Source organism: Streptomyces showdoensis (assembly GCF_039535475.1).
Taxonomy (GTDB): domain Bacteria; phylum Actinomycetota; class Actinomycetes; order Streptomycetales; family Streptomycetaceae; genus Streptomyces; species Streptomyces showdoensis.
Genome location: NZ_BAAAXG010000006.1, coordinates 44,833 through 62,007, shown reverse-complemented (window position 1 = coordinate 62,007; position 17,175 = coordinate 44,833). Strand labels below are relative to the sequence as shown.

The window sequence follows — 17,175 nt, the reverse complement described above, 5'->3', positions numbered from 1 at the left end:
GTCACGGCACCGTGGATTCCCGGGCGCCGGTGCCTAGGCTGGGGGAGTGACCCGACACCGCAGGCCCGTGGCCGTCTTCGACCTGGACAACACCCTGAGCTCCACCGCCCACCGCCAGCACTTCCTGGAGGGCGGGCCGCGCGACTGGAACGGCTTCTTCGCCGCCGCCCCGCAGGACCCGCCGCTCGACGAGGGCCTCGCGCTGTGCCGGGAGGCCGCCGAGGAGTGCGACATCGTCTACCTCACCGGCCGGCCCGAGCGCTGCCGCCGCGACACGCTCGCCTGGCTCGCCGCCCACGGCCTTCCCGAGGGCCCGGTCCACATGCGCCGGGACCGTGACTTCCGCCCGGCGCGGCAGACCAAGCTGGAGGTGCTGCGCCGGATCGGCGAGGCCCGCGAGGTCCGCATGCTGGTCGACGACGACGAGCTGGTCTGCGACGCCGCCGAGGGCGCCGGCTTCACGGTGGTGCGGGCCCGCTGGGCGGCGCCTTCGGAGGCGCTGACGGAGGCGCAGGAGGGGGAGGGGCGGACCTGAGGACGCCGACCCGCCCCGGTATGCGGCATACGTGATCGGAATGACGTCATCCGGCACCTTGGACGCCAAGGTGCCGGATGACGTCATTCCGATCCGCGTCAGCCCTCGTCCTCCAGGCGGAAGCCGACCTTGAGCCCGACCTGGTAATGCTCGATCGACCCGTCGACGAGATGCCCGCGGACCTGGGTGACCTCGAACCAGTCGAGGCCCCGCAGGGTCTGCGCGGCGCGCTCGATCCCGTTGCGGATGGCCTGGTCGACGCCCTCGGTGGACGTGCCGACGATCTCGGTGACGCGGTAGGTGTGGTTCGACATGGGAGCCGGACTCCTCTCGGTGCGTTCCCTCCACCGTGCCCCACGGCGCCGCGGTCCGCGACACGTCGGCAGCCGCCCGGCCGACGCCCGCACCGGCGGCCGAAGTGGTCAAGGACTTGACCATCCGCTTTGGTCCAGACCAGAATCCAGGCCACATACCCGCGCGAACCTCCCCTCAGGTCCCCCACACGTCGGGTCAGCCCCCCATGCCGCCGCACTCCATGCCGCAGCCCGTGCCCTGGAACGCAGAAGGTGACCTACGTGAAGAACCGCCATCTCGTCTGTCCGCTGGCAGTCGTCTCCGCCCTCGTCCTCTCGGGGTGCGGTCTCCTCCCGGGGGGCGGTGGCACCCGCACGGTCAACGTCTGGCTGATGCGGGACAGCGTCAGCGACGACTTCCTGCAGCGCTTCACGAAGGACTTCGAGGCCGAGCACGACGACATCGAGCTGAAGTTCACCATCCAGGAGTGGACCGGCATCGGGAAGAAGGTCACGGAGGCCATCAAGGGCGAGGGCGGACCCGACGTCATCGAGGTCGGCAACACCCAGGTCGCGCAGTACGCCGACACCGAGAAGCTCTACGACCTCACCCTGGAGTCGGTCCGCGACCTCGGCAGCCAGGACTGGCTCCCCGGTCTCGCCGAGCCCGGCTCCATCGGCGGCGCCCAGTACGGCATCCCCTGGTACGCGGCCAACCGCATCGTCATCTACAACAAGGACCTGTTCGCGCGGGGCGGCATCACCAAGCCGCCCGCCACCCGCGCCCAGTGGCTCGAGGACACCGAGAAGCTCAACGGGGACGGCAACCAGGGCATCTACCTGGCGGGCCAGGACTGGTACACCCTGTCCGGCTTCATCTGGGACGAGGGCGGCGAGCTCGCCGTCGAGAAGGGCGGCGGCTGGACCGGCACCCTCGACAGCGCCGCCGCCCTGCGGGGCATGGAGTTCTACAAGGACCTCCAGTCCCACGGCCAGGGCCCCAAGGACGCCGACGAGCAGAACCCGCCGCAGGCCGAGGTCTTCGCCAAGGGCAAGGTCGCCCAGATCATCGCGACCCCCAGCGCCATCCCCGTCATCACCAAGGCCAACCCCGGCCTCAAGGACAAGCTGGGCTTCTTCCCGATACCCGGCAAGAAGGCGGGCCAGCCCTGCGCCGTCTTCACCGGCGGCTCCGACCTGATCATCCCGGAGAACGCCCCCGAGCGCGCCGCCGCCCTCGACGTCGTCAAGGCCCTGGCCGGCGAGAAGTGGCAGACCGAACTCGCCCGCGCCATGAACTACGTCCCCAACAAGGCCTCGCTGGCCTCCGCCGTCGAGGACCAGGAGGCCACCGCCACCATGGCCGTCGGCGCCGCCCGCGGCCGGGCCACCCCCAACTCCCCGCAGTGGGCCGACATCGAGGGCTCCAACCCCATCAAGCCGTACATGACCGCCGTCCTCCAGGGCGGCGACCCCCGGCAGGCCGCCAAGGAGGCCTCCGAGCAGATCACCAGCGGCCTGGCGGAGTAGCCGGCGCCCGTCCGGCCGCCGGACAGCATTCAGCGCCTCCACACCAACCGGCCCCCGCACGGTCACGTCGAATCCAGCCGGTCACGGAAGAAACAAGGAGCCGGACCACCGCTCACCCGGTCCGGCTCCCCCCGTCCCTTCCGTACCGCCGGAGGAGCCCGACATGGCCGCAGTACCCCTCGCCCAGCCCGTCGCCGCACCGGTCGTGGCCGTACCGGCCCAGCCGCAGGCGGGGGGCGGGCCGCAGCCCCGCTACGTCGTCGGCCTCGCCCGCGACCAGGACGACGTCCGCGCCGCCCAGCGGCTGCGGCACCAGGTCTTCGCGGGCGAGATGGGCGCCGTCCTCGACGGGCCGGAACCCGGCCTCGACAGCGACGCCTTCGACGCCTACTGCGACCACCTCCTCGTACGGGTCGAGGACACCGGCGAGGTCGTCGGCACCTACCGGGTGCTGCCGCCCGACCGCGCCGCCGTCGCGGGGCGGCTCTACTCGGAGAGCGAGTTCGACCTCACCCGGCTCGCCCCCATCCGCCACGACCTGGTCGAGGTCGGCCGCTCCTGCGTCCACCCCGCCCACCGCAACGGCGCCGTCATCGCCCTCATCTGGGCCGGGCTCGCCCGCTACATGACCCGCACCGGGCACGAGTGGCTCGCCGGCTGCTGCTCCGTGCCGCTCGCCGACGGCGGCACCCTGGCCGCCGCCACCTGGGACACCGTCAAGGCCAAGCACCTCGCGCCCGAGGAGTACTGGGTCACCCCGCACCGGCTCTGGACCCCCGACGCCGCCGCCCCCGCCCAGGGCCGCACCGAGCTGCCCGCGCTGCTGCGCGGCTACCTCCGGCTCGGCGCCTGGGTGTGCGGCGCCCCGGCCCACGACCCCGACTTCGGCGTGGCCGACCTCTACGTCCTGCTGTCGCTGCGCCGGACCAACCCCCGCTACCTGCGCCACTTCCTCTCGCTCGCGCCGGTCCGGTGAGCACCCCCACGGCCCCTTCGCCGTGGCTCCCCACGGCGCCCTGCACCCCGGGCCGGTGCGCCGCCCACCCCGGGCCCGACGCCCCGCGCGCGGCGGCGGCCCGGGGCGTGGTCCGGCTCGCCGCCGGGCTCGCGGCCGTGCTCCTCGGGGTGCTCCTCGCCCCGTTCGCGGCCCCGCTCCCCGCCGCCTGGCGCCTGTTCCTGGTCCGCCGCTGGTGCCGGGCGGTGCTCCGCGCCTTCGGGGTGCGGATCCGGGTCCACGGGCCCGCGACGCTCCCCGGCGGGCCGCTCCTGGTGGTGGCCAACCACCTCTCCTGGCTGGACGTCCCGCTGATCGCCGCCGTCCTGCCGGGCCGGATGCTCGCCAAGCGCGAGGTACGGGGCTGGCCCCTGCTCGGCCGGCTCGCCGCCTTCGGCGGCACCCTCTTCATCGACCGCGACCGCCTCAGGAGCCTGCCCGGGACCGTGGGCGCCATGAGCTGCGTCCTGGCGGGCGGCGGCCGGGTGGTCGTCTTCCCGGAGGGGTCGACGTGGTGCGGGCGCGGCGAGGGCGCCTTCCGCCCGGCCGCGTTCCAGGCCGCCCTGGACACCGGATCCGACGTCCAGCCGGTACGGATCGCCTACCGGCCCGTGGGCCCCGCGGCCTTCGTCGGGGACGACCCCCTGGGGGCCTCCCTGTGGCGGATCGTGACGGCACGGCGGCTCGTCGCCGACATCCGGATACTGGACCCGATACCCGGCACCCGGCATCCGGACCGCCGCGCCCTCGCCCGCGCCGCGGAGACCGCCGTCCACCGTCAGCCCACGGTGGCCAGCGACAGCGCGAACCGCCCCTCCTCGTCCGTCCACCAGCGGGCCAGCGTGAGCCCCGCCTCGGCCAGCTCCTTGCGCACGCCCTCCTGACGGAACTTCGCCGACACCTCCGTCCGCAGCTCCTCGCCGGCCTCGAACGGCACCACCAGATCCAGCTCCGGGATCTTGACCGCGAGCGCGCGCCGCGCCCGCAGCCGCATCTCGATCCACTCGCGCTCGCGATCCCAGAGGGCGACGTGCTCGAAGTCGTCCGGATCGGCGTCGGCCCCCAGCTCCCGGTCGACGACCGCGAGCACGTTCTTGTTGAACGCGGCCGTCACCCCGGCCGCGTCGTCGTAGGCGGCGACCAGGGTCGCCTCGTCCTTCACCAGGTCGGTGCCGAGCAGCAGCGCGTCACCGGGCGCCAGCATCCCCCGTACCGCGCGCAGGAACTCCCGCCGCTCGTCGGGCAGCAGGTTGCCGATCGTGCCGCCGAGGAAGGCCACCAGACGCGGCCCCGGTGTCTCCGGCAGGGCCAGCCCGTGGGTGAAGTCGGCCACCAGGGCGTGGATGCGCAGCCCCGGCCGCTCGGCGAGCAGCGCCTCGCCCGCCCCCCTCAGCGCCGACTCGCTCACGTCCACCGGCACGTAGCTGTCCAGCCCCGGCAGGAGGGCGTCGATGAGATGGCGGGTCTTGTCGGAGGACCCGGAGCCGAGCTCCACCAGCGTGCGCGCCCCGGTCTCGGCGGCGATGTCCCGGGAGCGGGCGACGAGGATCTCCCGTTCGGCGCGCGTCGGGTAGTACTCCGGGAGCCGGGTGATCTCCTCGAACAGCTCGCTGCCGTGGGCGTCGTAGAACCACTTCGGCGGGAGTTCCTTGGGGGTGCGGGTGAGGCCGTGCAGGACGTCGGCGCGCAGAGCGGCGCCCGTGGCGTCCTCGGCGAGGGTGCGGGTCAGCTGGAAGGGGCTCACGGGGAGGGCTCCTCGAGCGGGGTGAGGACGACGCCGGAGCGGGAGGCGGTGAGGACCGTGCGGTCCGGCACCGGCCGCCAGCGCGGGTCGTCGTCGTACGGTTCGGAGGCCACGACCGTGCGGTCGGGCCCGGTGAGGTGGCTGAGCGAATCCCCCCAGGTCGTGGCCGTGATGGTGGAGCCGTCGGTCAGCAGCAGGTTGAGCCGCGCCCCCGGCGCCGCCTCGGCCACCTCCCGCACGGTGCCGGCGAGCGCCCGCTCGGGCGGGTCCCCCGACCGCAGCCGGTGCAGCACGAGCGCCCACAGGAACGCCGCGTCGGTCCTCGCCTCCAGGGCGAGCAGCTCCGGCGCCGGCAGCGTCGCCGCGAGCGGGGCCAGGGACCCGGGCCAGCCCGGGACGGCCCCGTTGTGGCTGAACAGCCACCCGTCCGCGGCGAACGGGGCCGCCGCGGCCTCCCCGTCCGAGCCCGGCAGGGTCGCGCCCCGGACGGCGGCGAGCAGCGCGCCGGTGCGCACCACCCGGGCCAGGTCCGCGAAGCCGGGGTCGCCCCAGATCGGCGCCGCCCGCCGGTAGCGGGCGGGCACCGGGTCGTCCTCGGCCCACCAGCCGACCCCGAAGCCGTCGGCGTTCACCACGCCGCTGGTCTGCGTGCGCGGCTCCCAGGACTGGCGCTCCAGGGAGTGCGGCGGCCGCAGCAGCAGCTCGCCGAGGGCCACCGGTTCGCCGAGGAAGGCGAGGTGCCGGCACATCAGACGGGCTCCGCGTCCCGCGCGGTGCGGAATCCGGAGAAGATCTGCCGCCGCACCGGGAGGTCCCAGTTGCGGAAGGTGCCCCGGCAGGCCACCGGGTCGACCGCGAAGGAGCCGCCCCGCAGCACCTTGTGCGCGGGCCCGAAGAAGACCTCCGAGTACTCCTTGTACGGGAAGGCCCGGAACCCCGGGTACGGCAGGAAGTCGCTCGCCGTCCACTCCCACACGTCGCCGATCAGCTGGCGCACCCCGAGCGGGGACGCGCCCTCGGGATAGCTCCCGGCGGGCGCGGGCCCCAGGTGCCGCTGCCCCAGGTTGGCGTGGACGGGCTCGGGGTCGGCGTCGCCCCAGGGATAGCGGCGCGAGCGGCCGGCCGCCGGGTCGTGGCGGGCCGCCTTCTCCCACTCGGCCTCGGTGGGCAGCCGCCGGCCGGCCCAGCGGGCGTAGGCGTCCGCCTCGTACCAGCTGACGTGCAGCACCGGCTCGTCCGCGGGCACCGGCTCGGTCACTCCGAACCTGCGGCGCAGCCACCGTCCGCCGTCGTGTCGCCAGAACAGCGGTGCCTCGATGGCGTGTTCGCGGATCTGCGCCCAGCCCTCGGGCCGCCACCAGCGTTCCTCGCGGTAGCCGCCGTCGGCCATGAACGCCTGGTACGCGCCGTTGGTGACCGGCACGGTGTCCACGAAGAAGGCGGGGACGATCCTGGTGTGCGCGGGCCGCTCGTTGTCGAGGGCCCAGGGCTCGTCGGAGGTACCCATCGTGAACGGGCCCCCCGGCACCAGGACTTCGCCCGCCACGGGGCCGGAGGAGTGCGCCGCGGGCGGGGGAGGGGCGGACAGTGCCGCGGGCCCCTTCCTGAGCTGATGGGTAATCAGCATCGTCTCGTCGTGCTGCTGTTCGTGCTGGGCGATCATCCCGAAGGCGAAGCCCGCGTCGACCAGGGGGCGCCCCTCCAGGCGGGTGTCGCCCAGGACGTCCAGGACCCGGCCGCGGACGTCCGCCGCGTACGCCCGCGCCTCGGCGGGGGCGAGCAGCGGCAGCGAGGGGCGGGTCGCGCGCGGGTGCTCGAAGGCGTCGTACAGCGAGTCGATCTCGGGCCGCAGCGCCTCACCGCCGGCGACGGCCCGCCACAGCCACTGCTCCTCCTGGTTGCCGATGTGCGCCAGGTCCCACACCAGCGGGGACATCAACGGCGAGTGCTGGGCGGTGAGTTCGGAGTCCTCCACGCAGGAGGTGAGCAGCGCGGTCCGCTCCCGCGCCGCGGTCAGCGCCGTCACCGCCCGCAGCCGCAGCGCCTCCGTGTCCTGCCCGGTCATGACACCACCTCCTGGAGCTCGTCGGCCGGGCAGCCGCCCGGCACCACGTACCGCTCGCGGAACGCGCCGACCGCGCTCGTCACCTCGGCGGAGGCCCCGACCCGGGGCAGCGCCTCCAGGGCCGCGTCGAAGGCGGTCAGCGCGGCGGCGTGCAGCGCGGGGTCGGCGAGGCCGTTGCGGGCCGCCGCGAGCCACAGCGGATTGCGCGGCGCGGGGCCGGACGTCGCGCGCGCCGCCAGGGGCAGCGTCGCCCGGTACGCCGTCTCGGCCGCCTTCGGATCCTCGAACAGGGCGGTGGTCACGGCGATCGGCACCATCCAGCCGTCCGGCCCGGGCTGGGCGTCGATCATCCGCAGCTCCAGGTGCCCGCGCGGCCGCACCGGGGGGAAGAGGGTGGTGACGTGGTAACGGAGGTCGTCCACGCCGGGCGGGCGCGGCGCCCCGGTGCGCAGCCACTCCCGGAAGGTCAGCCCCTCCGGCACCGCCCACGGCCCCTCCGGCATCCGCACGCACAGCACCGGGGTGTCCAGGACGTGCGCCGCCCACTCGGCGCGCGGCTCGCCGTCCGCCGGCGGGGCGAGCGCCCGCGCCGGGTCGAGGTCGGCCCACAGCAGCTGCCGGGTGGAGCGCCAGCCGGTCCTGCGGCCGCCGTGCACGGGGGAGTTGGCGAAGGCCGCCACCAGCACCGGGCCCAGCAGGTGCGCGAGCTCCCAGCGCCGCCGGTAGCCGAGCGGCCCGGGCCCCTCCGTCCCGGCGTCGAGGCAGACCTGCACCGAGGCGGACTCGCACATCATCGCCCGGCCGGAGGGCCCGCTCCGGCCCAGCGCGATCTCCATGGCGTCGTACCGCGGCTCGTGCAGTACGCGCGCGCGGGGCGCGTGCCACGGGTCGACGCCGTAGCCGCTGAGCCCGAGTCCGAGGGGGGTGAGCGCCCCGCGCACCGCCTTCAGATCGGTGGCGAGCGCGTCCAGGCACTCCATGAGGCCGGCGGCGGGCGGCGAGCTGAGCTCCAGCTGCCCGCCGGGTTCGAAGGTGAGGGCCGAGACCAGCGGCAGGGCCCGTACGGTGTCGAGGGCCGCCGCCAGCCTGGGCGGCGGGACGGGGAGCCGGGGGTCGCGCAGTTCGTGGACGAGCCACTCCAGCTCGGCCCCGACCGTGCGCGGCGGACCGGTCTTGAAACAGATACATCGCAGCAGGTCCTCGGCGTCCGCCACGGTGAGCGGGGAACCGTTCCGGGGTATGCCGCTCGTCGGCGACGTGGGCATCGTTGCACCTCCTGGGAAAGCGCTGATTCCACCTAAAGCCACCCCGGGCGGGCGTGCAAGAGCGCCTCCCGTGGCGTGGCCGGGAAAACCCGTTGCCGCCCGGAACGCGGGTCGATCATGCTTGCGGGCCATGAGCGCACGACTTCGGGCCCTCGCCCGCGAGACCGAGGAGATCGTGGCGGCGGGCCGCTACACGGCACCGGACGGCCGGACCGTCCTCCTCGCCGAGCAGCTGGCGGCGGCCCTGGCCGGAACCCGGCTGCACGGCCCCGAGCCCGTCCCCGTCACCCCCGGGACCGGCCGCGCGACCCGCATCGAGGTCACGGAGGAGAGCAGCCTCGTCGCCGCCCGCCGGATGCACCGCGCCGACGCCTCCGCTCCCGTCGCGGTCCTCAACTTCGCCTCCGCCCGCAACCCCGGCGGCGGCTACCTCAACGGCGCCCAGGCCCAGGAGGAGGCCCTGTGCCGCTCCTCCGCCCTCCACGCCACGCTGCTGCGGGCCCCCGCCTACTACGAGCACCACCGCACGGAGCGCGACCCCTTCTACACCGATCGGGTCATCCACTCGCCGGGCGTGCCCGTCTTCCGCACCGACCGCGGGGTCCTGCTCACCGAACCCTTCACGGTCGGCTTCCTCACCTCCCCCGCGCCCAACGCCGGGGTGGTCCGCCGCCAGGTCCCCGAGCGGGCCGGCCGCCTCCCCGAGGTGCTCGCCGCCCGCGCCGAGCGGGTCCTGGAGACGGCCGCCGCCCACGGCTACCGCAGGCTGGTGCTGGGCGCCTGGGGCTGCGGCGTCTTCCAGAACGACCCCGCCGAGGTCGCGGGCGCCTTCAAGGAACTGATCACCCGCGAGGGGCGCTTCGCCGGCCACTTCGACGAGATCGTCTTCGGGATCCTCGACCGCGGCCGCGACCGCGCCACCCTGGGCGCCTTCCGGCGGGTGTTCGGTCAGGACCAGCCGTAGCGCTCGATCAGCCGCTCCACCACACGGTCGAAGCGCGGCCGGTCGAGCGCGCACGCCTCCCGCCGCATGCCCGAGTCGCGCACGCGCAGCACCCGGTCCAGATCCACCCAGGAATCGCGCCGCGCGGTGTCCCACGGCCCCGACCCGATCGCCACCCATTCGCGGTCGTGGTCGTGCCGCCTGCTCGACAGCTGTACGGCCAGCAGGGTGCCGGCCTCCTCACGCGCCACCACGAGCACCGGACGGTCCTTGCCGCGCCCGTCGTTCTCCTCGTACGGCACCCAGGTCCACACGATCTCGCCCGGGTCGGGGTCGCCGTCGTGGTCGGGCGCGTAGGAGGTGCGGACCGGCCCGATGGCGTACGGGTCGGCCTCGGTCGTGGAGTACAGAGGAGTCGTCATCCCCCGCACGCTAGCGGCTGAACGGCCCAGCATGCCGGGCGTGTCGCGCGAGAGATCCGCAGGCTCGTGCCATGCGCCTCGCCCTGCTCGCCGCCGCCCTGCTCCTGCCCCTCGCCCCGGCCACCGCGGCCGCGGACGGAGCCGCCGTCGCATCACCGGCCGCGTCCACGGCCGCGTCCGAGGCCGGCGACGCCCCGCCCGCCCGCCGTACCGTCTCCGGCTGGCTCCCCTACTGGGACCAGGAGAACGCCTACCTCCACGCCCTGCGCCACGCCGACCAGCTCCACACCGTGAGCCCGTTCTGGTACGAGGCCAAGGCCGACGGCACCGTCGCCGACCATCCCGGCGCGGGGGACCGGCCGATCGTCGACGGACTCCACCGGGCCGGTATCAAGGTCGTGCCCACCGTCATGGAGACGATGCCCAAGGACGCCCTCGCCGCCCTCGTCACCGACCCGGCCCGGCGCGCCGCCCACGTGAACGCCCTCCTCGCCACCGCCGCCAAGGGCGACTACGACGGGCTCGACCTCGACTACGAGACCCTCGCCACCACCGGCGACGCCACGTACGCGGCCGTGCGCGACGGGTACGCGGCCCTCGTCACCGAGCTCTGCGCCCGGCTGCGGGCCCGCGCCAAGAGCTGCCTCGTCACCGTCATGCCCAAGACCGCGGCCACCGGCCGCGTCTGGGACTACGCCGCCCTCGGCAAGGCCGCCGACCGGGTCCGGATCATGGGATACAACCTGCACTGGGCGAACGGCGCACCGGGGCCGCTCGCGAGCACCGCCTGGTACGAGGAGGTGCTGCGCACCGCCACCGCCCTCATCCCCGCCGAGCGCCTCGAACTCGGCCTGCCCGCCTACGGCTGGGACTGGACCGTCCGTGCCGACGGCACCCGGGCCGGGAGGGCCGCCCACGTCACCTGGAAGGAGGCCGAGAGCCTGCGCCGCGCGAAGCGCGCCCCGTACCGGTTGGACCCGGAATCCGGCACCCCGTACTTCCTCTACGCGGACGGGACGGACACGCATCACGTCTGGTACCAGGACGCCCGCGGGGTCTCCGGCCACCTGCCCGTCCTGCGCCGCCACGGCGTCACCCACACCGCGCTGTGGGCCCTGGGCTTCGAGGACCCCGCCCTCTGGCCGGTGCTCGCCCAGGGCGCCGCGGCCGGGCCCGCCGCCTGACATGCGGCTTTCGTACCCCCGTGCGAGTCTGGGAGGAAGATTCACGACGGGAGGCACGATCGTGGGCAAGAAACAGACCCGGGTCAACAAGGGCGCCCGGACGGGCGGTCACGAGCACCGGACGGCGGTCGAGGCGAAGGAGAGCCCGCGCACGGCCGCTTCCGAGGCGCCGCGCCCGGTCCTCGACACCCCGTCCCACCGCAAGGAACGCAAGTTCGGGCACAACTGAGAAGAGGCGTGTACGCGTCAGGGGCGGAGCGTGGATGATGGTCCCCCGTTCACGCTCGTCCCAGGGGGGAACATGCGCACCACCCGCCTCGCCACGGCTCTCGCCGTCGGCCTGCTCGCCGCCGGCCTCACCGCCTGCGGCTCGTCCGCCCCTCCGGACGCCGGCCCCGAGACACCCACCCCCGGGGTCACCGACCCCCCGCAGGCCGCCAAGGGCTACATGCCCGACCTCATCGGCGGCAGCGTCGTCGGGGCGATGGCCCAGCTCTCGGGATCCATGCTCGTCGAGGACGTCTCCGGCAAGGGGCGCACCGTGCCCATGAACGCCGAGGGCTGGAAGATCTGCACCCAGGAACCCGGACCCGGCGCGGCGCTCGACGGCACGCGGATCCACCTCGGCGCCGTGAAGAAGGACGAGAGCTGCTGACGGCGGCCGCCCGCACGTGCGCGGGGCCCGGTGCCCTCCGTGGAGGTGCCGGGCCCCGCGGCCGCGCCGGACGCCGCTACTGCGCGTCGCCGACCGGGATCTCCTCCGAACGGGGCGCCGCCACCGCGGGCACCGGGCCCGCCGCACCCACCGGGGCCGCCGCGACGCCGCCCCCGTCCGCGTCCGGCCCCATGTTCGCGAGCAGCCGGCGGGCGAGCCCGAGACCCGTCCCGCCCATGGTCAGCGCCTTGGCGAACATGTCCGCCATGCCGTCCGCGCCGTTCAGCAGCACCATCTGGTCCACGTTGCCGAAGGCCGACGCGCCCGCTTCCACGATCTCCGGCCACCGCTCGGCCAGTTGCTGTGCGACCACCGCCTCCTGGTTCTCGGCGAGCGCCGCCGCCCGCGCCTTGATCGCCTCGGCCTCCGCGAGGCCCTTCGCCCGCGTCGCCTCGGCCACCGCCAGACCCTTGGCGTGCGCCGCCGCGGCCTCCGCCTCACCCGTCACCCGGGTGGCCGTCGCCGCCGCCGCGCTCGCCAGTTCGGTCTCCTTCGCGTCCGCCTCCGCCGCCGAGATGCGCGCGTCACGCTCGGCCGCGGCCAGCGTCCGCTTCTCGTAGGCCAGGGCGTCGGCCGGCTTGCGCACGTCCGTCTGCAGCTGCTGCTCCGTCCGGTGCGACTCCAGCTCGGCGACCCGGGTCTCCTGGACCACGACCTCCTGGCGCGCCGCCGCGTCCGCCAGCGGACCGGCCTGCCGGGCCTTCGCGGACGCCTGGTCCCGCTCGGCCTGGTAGCCCGCCTGGAGGATCTCGCTGTCCCTGGTCGCCTCCGACATGCGCGCCGCGGCCTGCTGCTCCGCCTCGGTCGCCCGCCGGTTGGCCTCCGCCTGGGCGATGCGCGCGTCCCGCTGGACGGCCGCCGCGTGCGGCGCCGCCAGGTTCTTGATGTAGCCGGTCGGGTCCTCGATCTCGTGGATCTGCAGCGAGTCCACGATCAGACCCAGCTTCTCCATCTCCGTGCCACAGGCCGAACGCGCCTGTCCGGTCAGCTTCTCCCGGTCACGGATCATGTCCTCCACCGTCAACCCGCCGACGATGGCGCGGAGATGACCGGCGAAGACGATGTGCACCCGCTCCGACATCAGCTTCTGCTGGTCGAGGAAGCGCCGGGCGGCGTTGGCGATCGACACGAAGTCGTCGCCCACCTTGAAGATCACCACGCCCCGCACCTTCAGCGGGATGCCCTGGTGGGTGACGCACTCCACCGAGAGCTGCGTCTCGTTGAGGTCGAGCGAGAGCTTCCGCACCGCCTGGACGCCCGGCATCACGAGCGTGCCGCGCCCGGTGACGATCCGGAACCCCATGCCCTCGCCGAGGCCCTCCATCTTGTGGTTGGAACCGGAGATGATCAGCGCCTCGTTGGGCTCGGCGACGCGCCACATCATTTTGAACAGAGCGATCAGAACGGCCAGCGCGCCGACGACGGCGCCCGCCACGATCCCGAGGCTCATGGGCAGGTCCCCCTTCACCGGAGCCGTGCGGATCCGGTGAGGGGAGTGTGCGCCCGGCGCAACCGCCGATCAATGGATCGGTCAACCGTCGTACGCGGCTGTGACATAGACGGTGCGCGGCGGTAGATGTTCCATGACCATCACGACGGTCCCGGTCTCGATCCGCTCCTTGGGCGAGGCCGGATAGGCGAGGAAGTGCTCGGCGCCGCCCCGGATCCGGACGATCACCTCACCCACGAGGCCGGGTCCGACAGTGCCGGTCACCCGGCCGAGCAGTCCCACCATCGAAGCGTCGTCCATGAACAGAAGGTACGTCAGATCCAGCCCTCCAGGGCGGACATGAACCCGTCGAAGTCGTCCCGCTGGATCGTGTGGCCCGCGCCGGCCACCGTACGGACCTGGAAACCCCGCTCCTCCAGCCCGCGCGCCCGCTCGGGGGGGACCAGCATGCTCGGGTCGGCCAGCATGAGCAGCGAGGGCACCACCGGGTGTCCCGGCTCCAGGTCCTTGCCGACGAAGGGCACCAGGCCGTGGGCCGAGCGCTCGTCCCAGAGGCGTACCGAGTCGATCTCGATGTCCAGGTCCGCGTCGGCCCAGCGCGGGTTGAACTCCCGTACGTGCTCCCGGGTCAGGGACTTGGCCTGGGTGAACAGCTCGGGCCGGTAGCCGGCCCGGCCGGTCGGCAGGTGCCAGGCCGGGTCCACGTACACCGCCCGGCGCGGGGCGAGCCGCTCCACGGCGGTCGCCAGGGTCAGGCCGCCGAGCGAGTGGCCGATCGCCAGCTCGGCCCCGGCGGGCAGGGTTTCGACGAGGTCGTCGGCGTAGTCCTGCGGGCTGTACCCCGACGGCCCGGCGGCCCGCCCGCTGGCGCCGTGGCCGCGCAGGTCGACGGCCACCACCCGGTAGCCGCGCTCGGCGAGCGCGGGTCCGACCCGCCGCCAGGTGCGGTGGTCGGCCATGATGCCGTGGACCAGGAGCGCGACCCGGTCGCCGGTTCCCCAGGTGGTGGTGTGCAACTGCACGGCGGTGCCTCTCTGCGGGGTGCGCGGGCGGTGACTAGCGCACGGTACGGATCGGGCGCACGGCGAGTGCGCCGAGCACCGACAGTACGGCGGCGACGAGGAAGAGCGCGGTGTATCCGCCACTGAGCGAGACGATCAGCGAGGCGACGAACGGGGCCACGATCTGCGGACCGGCGTTGGCGACGTTCAGCACGCCCATGTCGCGGGCCGCGTCCTCGGCCTTCGGCAGGACCATGGTCACCAGGGCCGTGTCCACCGCCATGTAGCAGCCGAAGCCGAGGCCGTTGACGACGGAGAAGACGAGCATCGCGGTCCAGCTCGTCGAGACGGCCGGGATGACCAGGGCGACGGCGGCGAGCGCGGCGGAGGCGCCGACGAAGAGCTTGCGCCGGTCGTAGCGGTCGGAGAGCCAGCCGCCGAGGACCGTGGAGACCACCATGGCCACCGAGTTGAGCGGCATCAGGATGGCCACGGCCTCCTCGGCGCCGAGGCCGGCGGGCAGGTCGGTGTGGTCCTTGAGGATGTACAGCTGGAAGCCGGCGACGGCGAAGTAGCCGAGGACGAGCAGGGCCCGGCCGATGAACGCCCAGCGGAAGTCGTGGTCCTTCAGCGCGCTGCCGAACGCCGCGATCTGCTGCTTCACCGGCAGTGGGGCCTTGGCCGGCATGCGCTGCTCGCGGGCGCAGGAGGTGAACAGCGCGGCGGTGGCGGCGACGATCGCGCCGAAGACGAGGTAGCCGGTGCGGTAGTCCTCCGAGAAGGCGGCGCCGACCAGCGCGCCGATGGTGGATCCGATCGGCAGGCCGAGGCCGACGGCGGCCGAGGCCTTGCCGCGCGCGGCGAGCGGCACCCGGTCGGGCACCACGGAGGTGAGGGCGGCCTGGTAGACGTTCATCACGGCCTGGCCGAGGCACCAGGCGATCATCACCAGCAGGATCGTGTGCACGCTGCCGAGCAGCAGCATCACCGGCAGGGCCAGCAGACCGCCCGCGAGGATCCACGGGTTGCGGCGCCCCGAACGGTCGGAGAGCGCGCCGGCCACCGGGTTGAAGACGGTCGCGAAGATCGCGGAGACCCCCGAGACCAGGCCGAAGTTGGCCACCTTGTCGGCCGGGTCGATGGCCTCGATCTGCAGCGCGAGCAGCATGCCGGGGACGCCGACGTAGAGCGCGTACATCGCCGTGTTGCCGGCGAGGAGCAGGGGGAGCAGCCCGCGGGTGGGCCGGGGAGCGCCGGGGGACGCGGCGCCTGCGGTGCCGGTGTCCGGAGAGGTTCCGGGGGAGGAAAGGGCCACGATGCCCTCCTGAGGTGAGGACGCCCGTGCGGGGGCGGGAGCGGAAAGTGAGGGGAGTACGAGCGGAATACGAGCGAGAGCGCCCGGTGTGGTTACACGTGTCAGTGACCCGTGTAACCCTTGTGTAGCACTCGAATCCGGCCATCCGCCAGACCTGAGTCCGGATCGTTCTGGAAAGATGCCGTCGCGATGAGCCAGTCACCCAAGCAGTCCGCCGGACGCACCGTCCCCACCAGCGCCGACGTGGCGCGCCTCGCGGGCGTCTCCCGGGCCACCGTCAGCTACGTCCTGAACAACACCGCGGCCGTACGGATCAGCGAGCCCACCCGCCGCCGGGTCCGCGAGGCGGCCGAGGAGCTCGGTTACGTCCCGCACGCCGCCGCCCGCAGCCTGCGGGCCGGGCACAGCCGGATGGTCCTGCTGCCCACCGCCCACGTGCCGATCGGCCCGCTGTACAGCCGCTTCTTCAACGACCTCCAGTGGGCGCTGCGCCGCCTCGACTACACGGTGGTGCAGTACGGGAGCGTGGGCCTCGACCCGGACGAGGCGGCCCGCGCCTGGGCCGAGCTGCGCCCGGTCGCCGTGGTCTCGCTGGGTCAGGTCGAACTGACCCCGCAGGGGGTGGAGCTGCTCAAGCGCTCCGGCGCCAAGGCCGTGATCACCGTCGGCCCGCAGCGGGTCGAGGGCACCCACGCGCTCGTGATGGACCAGGCCCAGGTCGGCCGGGCCGCAGGCGCCCACCTGGTGGAACGCGGCTGCCGGACCATCGGGGTCGTGATGCCCGAGGAGCCGGGCCTGGAGATGTTCTCCGTGCCGCGCCTCGCGGGCGTGCGGGCCGCGGCGGAGGCGGCGGGCGCCGAGGTCCTCCCGCTGCCCCTGCGGTACGAGGAGGAGCCGGCCGGCGCCCTCGCCGGCCGCTGGCGCGAGCTGGGCCTGGACGGGGTGTTCGCGTACAACGACGAGTACGCGATGCTGCTCATGCGGGCGCTCCAGGACGCCGGGATCGCGATCCCCGGGGAGACGGCCGTGGTCGGCTCGGACGACCTGGTCATCGGCCGGCTGCTGCGGCCGCGGCTGAGCACCGTCCACATCGACATGGTCATGGGCCGTGAGCTCGCCGAGCTCGTCGACCGGGTCGTCCGCGACCCGGAGTCGGCGCCCGAGCGCCAGGAGCTGCTGGACTCCCGGGTGGTGCGGCGGGAGTCGAGCTGAGGGGGCGGGGGATCCCGCCCGGATCCCGTGGGCCCCGTCCGGAGCCGATCCGCGTGCTCCCGGCGGCGCCGGGAGGCGGGGCGGCTTAGCGTCGGTCCATGAGTACTCACCCGAAGCGTTTCGAGATCCTGCTGGTGCCCGCGCACGTGGAGGACCGCGGCGACGCCTCCGTGGCGGACAGCGCCGTCCGCTCGGCGGTCGTCGAGGCGACCGGCCGCACCGGTGAGAGCGGCTACCCGATCTACGAGGGCCATGGGGTGGTCGCCGACATCGATCCCGCGACGGGGGCGGTCGAGGCGCTGCTGGTCGACGGCCGGGAGCTCGACTACGGCCTGACGGCGCTGACCAGGGAGCCCGGGGCGGCCTGACGGGCCCTGACCGGGGTCTGAGGGGGTGCCGGGAGGTCGCTGGGCGGCCTGAGTCTCTCTGGGGGGGGGGCAGCGGGGCCGCGGGGCGGCCCGAGGGGTCGGCTGAGGGGTGCCGCGGGGCCGCGGGGCGGCCCAGGGC

The 17,175-nt window shown here is 74.3% G+C and carries 20 protein-coding genes; 10 read left to right on the top strand and 10 right to left on the bottom strand.

The window, feature by feature from the left end; translation table 11 throughout:
• Positions 1–46: 46 nt before the first annotated feature.
• The gene (locus tag ABD981_RS03475; RefSeq protein WP_046909571.1) at positions 47–535 is read left to right on the top strand and encodes a phosphatase domain-containing protein; all 489 of its coding nucleotides are present in this window, start codon (positions 47–49) and stop codon (positions 533–535) included.
• 98 nt (positions 536–633) lie between these two features.
• Here ABD981_RS03475 and ABD981_RS03470 read toward each other — a convergent pair whose 3' ends face one another.
• Positions 634–849, bottom strand: coding sequence for a dodecin (locus ABD981_RS03470; RefSeq protein ID WP_046909572.1), 216 nt, complete (start codon positions 847–849; stop codon positions 634–636).
• A gap of 261 nt (positions 850–1,110) precedes the next feature.
• Here ABD981_RS03470 and ABD981_RS03465 point away from each other — a divergent pair, with 261 nt between their 5' ends.
• From ABD981_RS03465 to ABD981_RS03455, 3 genes are all read left to right on the top strand, one after another.
• The gene (locus tag ABD981_RS03465; RefSeq protein ID WP_046909619.1) at positions 1,111–2,358 is read left to right on the top strand and encodes an extracellular solute-binding protein; all 1,248 of its coding nucleotides are present in this window, start codon (positions 1,111–1,113) and stop codon (positions 2,356–2,358) included.
• Between the two features lie 163 nt (positions 2,359–2,521).
• On the top strand, positions 2,522–3,334 hold the full coding sequence (locus tag ABD981_RS03460) for a GNAT family N-acetyltransferase (protein WP_205628225.1): 813 nt from the start codon (positions 2,522–2,524) through the stop codon (positions 3,332–3,334).
• A complete protein-coding gene (locus ABD981_RS03455) occupies positions 3,331–4,236 on the top strand; it encodes a lysophospholipid acyltransferase family protein (RefSeq protein WP_123954753.1) in 906 nt (301 codons plus the stop codon). The genes ABD981_RS03460 and ABD981_RS03455 overlap by 4 nt, the downstream gene beginning before the upstream one ends.
• On the opposite strand, the gene egtD is transcribed toward ABD981_RS03455, so the two are convergent.
• From egtD to egtA, 4 genes are read right to left on the bottom strand one after another with little or no spacing between them, the layout of a single operon-like run.
• A complete protein-coding gene (gene egtD / locus ABD981_RS03450; RefSeq protein WP_046909574.1) occupies positions 4,131–5,096 on the bottom strand; it encodes an L-histidine N(alpha)-methyltransferase in 966 nt (321 codons plus the stop codon). The two genes, ABD981_RS03455 and egtD, sit on opposite strands and share 106 nt — an antisense overlap.
• The gene (egtC, locus tag ABD981_RS03445; protein WP_046909575.1) at positions 5,093–5,845 is read right to left on the bottom strand and encodes an ergothioneine biosynthesis protein EgtC; all 753 of its coding nucleotides are present in this window, start codon (positions 5,843–5,845) and stop codon (positions 5,093–5,095) included. The genes egtD and egtC overlap by 4 nt, the downstream gene beginning before the upstream one ends.
• Entirely contained in the window at positions 5,845–7,161 is a 1,317-nt protein-coding gene (egtB, locus tag ABD981_RS03440) for an ergothioneine biosynthesis protein EgtB (protein ID WP_046909576.1), read from the bottom strand. Before egtB ends, egtC begins: the two co-directional genes overlap by 1 nt.
• Positions 7,158–8,426 (bottom strand): ergothioneine biosynthesis glutamate--cysteine ligase EgtA, encoded by a 1,269-nt coding sequence (gene egtA / locus ABD981_RS03435; RefSeq protein WP_046909577.1) that lies wholly within the window; start codon positions 8,424–8,426, stop codon positions 7,158–7,160. Before egtA ends, egtB begins: the two co-directional genes overlap by 4 nt.
• Before the next feature lie 130 nt (positions 8,427–8,556).
• On the opposite strand from egtA, the gene ABD981_RS03430 reads away from it, so the two are divergent.
• Positions 8,557–9,390, top strand: coding sequence for a TIGR02452 family protein (locus ABD981_RS03430; protein ID WP_046909578.1), 834 nt, complete (start codon positions 8,557–8,559; stop codon positions 9,388–9,390).
• On the opposite strand, the gene ABD981_RS03425 is transcribed toward ABD981_RS03430, so the two are convergent.
• Positions 9,375–9,791 carry a type II toxin-antitoxin system PemK/MazF family toxin gene (locus ABD981_RS03425; RefSeq protein WP_123954754.1) on the bottom strand — a complete coding sequence of 139 codons (417 nt, stop codon included), beginning with the start codon at positions 9,789–9,791 and terminating at the stop codon, positions 9,375–9,377. The two genes, ABD981_RS03430 and ABD981_RS03425, sit on opposite strands and share 16 nt — an antisense overlap.
• Before the next feature lie 71 nt (positions 9,792–9,862).
• On the opposite strand from ABD981_RS03425, the gene ABD981_RS03420 reads away from it, so the two are divergent.
• From ABD981_RS03420 to ABD981_RS03410, 3 genes are all read left to right on the top strand, one after another.
• On the top strand, positions 9,863–10,975 hold the full coding sequence (locus ABD981_RS03420; RefSeq protein WP_123954755.1) for a glycosyl hydrolase family 18 protein: 1,113 nt from the start codon (positions 9,863–9,865) through the stop codon (positions 10,973–10,975).
• A 61-nt stretch (positions 10,976–11,036) separates the two neighbouring features.
• Positions 11,037–11,204, top strand: coding sequence for a hypothetical protein (locus ABD981_RS03415; RefSeq protein WP_165590976.1), 168 nt, complete (start codon positions 11,037–11,039; stop codon positions 11,202–11,204).
• A 72-nt stretch (positions 11,205–11,276) separates the two neighbouring features.
• Entirely contained in the window at positions 11,277–11,630 is a 354-nt protein-coding gene (locus tag ABD981_RS03410; RefSeq protein ID WP_123954756.1) for a hypothetical protein, read from the top strand.
• 76 nt (positions 11,631–11,706) lie between these two features.
• On the opposite strand, the gene ABD981_RS03405 is transcribed toward ABD981_RS03410, so the two are convergent.
• From ABD981_RS03405 to ABD981_RS03390, 4 genes are all read right to left on the bottom strand, one after another.
• The gene (locus tag ABD981_RS03405; RefSeq protein WP_046909623.1) at positions 11,707–13,140 is read right to left on the bottom strand and encodes a flotillin family protein; all 1,434 of its coding nucleotides are present in this window, start codon (positions 13,138–13,140) and stop codon (positions 11,707–11,709) included.
• Between the two features lie 81 nt (positions 13,141–13,221).
• Positions 13,222–13,440 carry a hypothetical protein gene (locus ABD981_RS03400; RefSeq protein WP_205628227.1) on the bottom strand — a complete coding sequence of 73 codons (219 nt, stop codon included), beginning with the start codon at positions 13,438–13,440 and terminating at the stop codon, positions 13,222–13,224.
• Between the two features lie 14 nt (positions 13,441–13,454).
• Positions 13,455–14,162, bottom strand: a complete 708-nt coding sequence (locus tag ABD981_RS03395; RefSeq protein WP_046909581.1) for an alpha/beta fold hydrolase — start codon at positions 14,160–14,162, stop codon at positions 13,455–13,457.
• Positions 14,163–14,196: 34 nt separating this feature from the next.
• Positions 14,197–15,456, bottom strand: coding sequence for an MFS transporter (locus ABD981_RS03390; RefSeq protein WP_046909582.1), 1,260 nt, complete (start codon positions 15,454–15,456; stop codon positions 14,197–14,199).
• Between the two features lie 189 nt (positions 15,457–15,645).
• Here ABD981_RS03390 and ABD981_RS03385 point away from each other — a divergent pair, with 189 nt between their 5' ends.
• Together ABD981_RS03385 and ABD981_RS03380 are read left to right on the top strand one after the other, a co-directional pair.
• Positions 15,646–16,668, top strand: a complete 1,023-nt coding sequence (locus ABD981_RS03385) for a LacI family DNA-binding transcriptional regulator (RefSeq protein ID WP_046909583.1) — start codon at positions 15,646–15,648, stop codon at positions 16,666–16,668.
• A 98-nt stretch (positions 16,669–16,766) separates the two neighbouring features.
• Entirely contained in the window at positions 16,767–17,036 is a 270-nt protein-coding gene (locus ABD981_RS03380) for a hypothetical protein (RefSeq protein ID WP_046909584.1), read from the top strand.
• Positions 17,037–17,175: the final 139 nt, after the last annotated feature.

Excerpts from the sequence above, each read along its gene's own strand:
- ABD981_RS03470 (WP_046909572.1), bottom strand. The coding sequence starts at position 849 with ATGTCGAACCACACCTACCGCGTCACCGAGATCGTCGGCACGTCCACC.
- egtC (WP_046909575.1), bottom strand. The coding sequence starts at position 5,845 with ATGTGCCGGCACCTCGCCTTCCTCGGCGAACCGGTGGCCCTCGGCGAG.
- egtA (WP_046909577.1), bottom strand. The coding sequence starts at position 8,426 with ATGCCCACGTCGCCGACGAGCGGCATACCCCGGAACGGTTCCCCGCTC.
- ABD981_RS03400 (WP_205628227.1), bottom strand. The coding sequence starts at position 13,440 with ATGGACGACGCTTCGATGGTGGGACTGCTCGGCCGGGTGACCGGCACT.
- ABD981_RS03425 (WP_123954754.1), bottom strand. The coding sequence starts at position 9,791 with ATGACGACTCCTCTGTACTCCACGACCGAGGCCGACCCGTACGCCATC.
- ABD981_RS03380 (WP_046909584.1), top strand. The coding sequence starts at position 16,767 with ATGAGTACTCACCCGAAGCGTTTCGAGATCCTGCTGGTGCCCGCGCAC.
- ABD981_RS03385 (WP_046909583.1), top strand. The coding sequence starts at position 15,646 with ATGAGCCAGTCACCCAAGCAGTCCGCCGGACGCACCGTCCCCACCAGC.
- ABD981_RS03405 (WP_046909623.1), bottom strand. The coding sequence starts at position 13,140 with ATGAGCCTCGGGATCGTGGCGGGCGCCGTCGTCGGCGCGCTGGCCGTT.
- ABD981_RS03430 (WP_046909578.1), top strand. The coding sequence starts at position 8,557 with ATGAGCGCACGACTTCGGGCCCTCGCCCGCGAGACCGAGGAGATCGTG.
- ABD981_RS03460 (WP_205628225.1), top strand. The coding sequence starts at position 2,522 with ATGGCCGCAGTACCCCTCGCCCAGCCCGTCGCCGCACCGGTCGTGGCC.
- egtB (WP_046909576.1), bottom strand. The coding sequence starts at position 7,161 with ATGACCGGGCAGGACACGGAGGCGCTGCGGCTGCGGGCGGTGACGGCG.
- ABD981_RS03420 (WP_123954755.1), top strand. The coding sequence starts at position 9,863 with ATGCGCCTCGCCCTGCTCGCCGCCGCCCTGCTCCTGCCCCTCGCCCCG.
- ABD981_RS03410 (WP_123954756.1), top strand. The coding sequence starts at position 11,277 with ATGCGCACCACCCGCCTCGCCACGGCTCTCGCCGTCGGCCTGCTCGCC.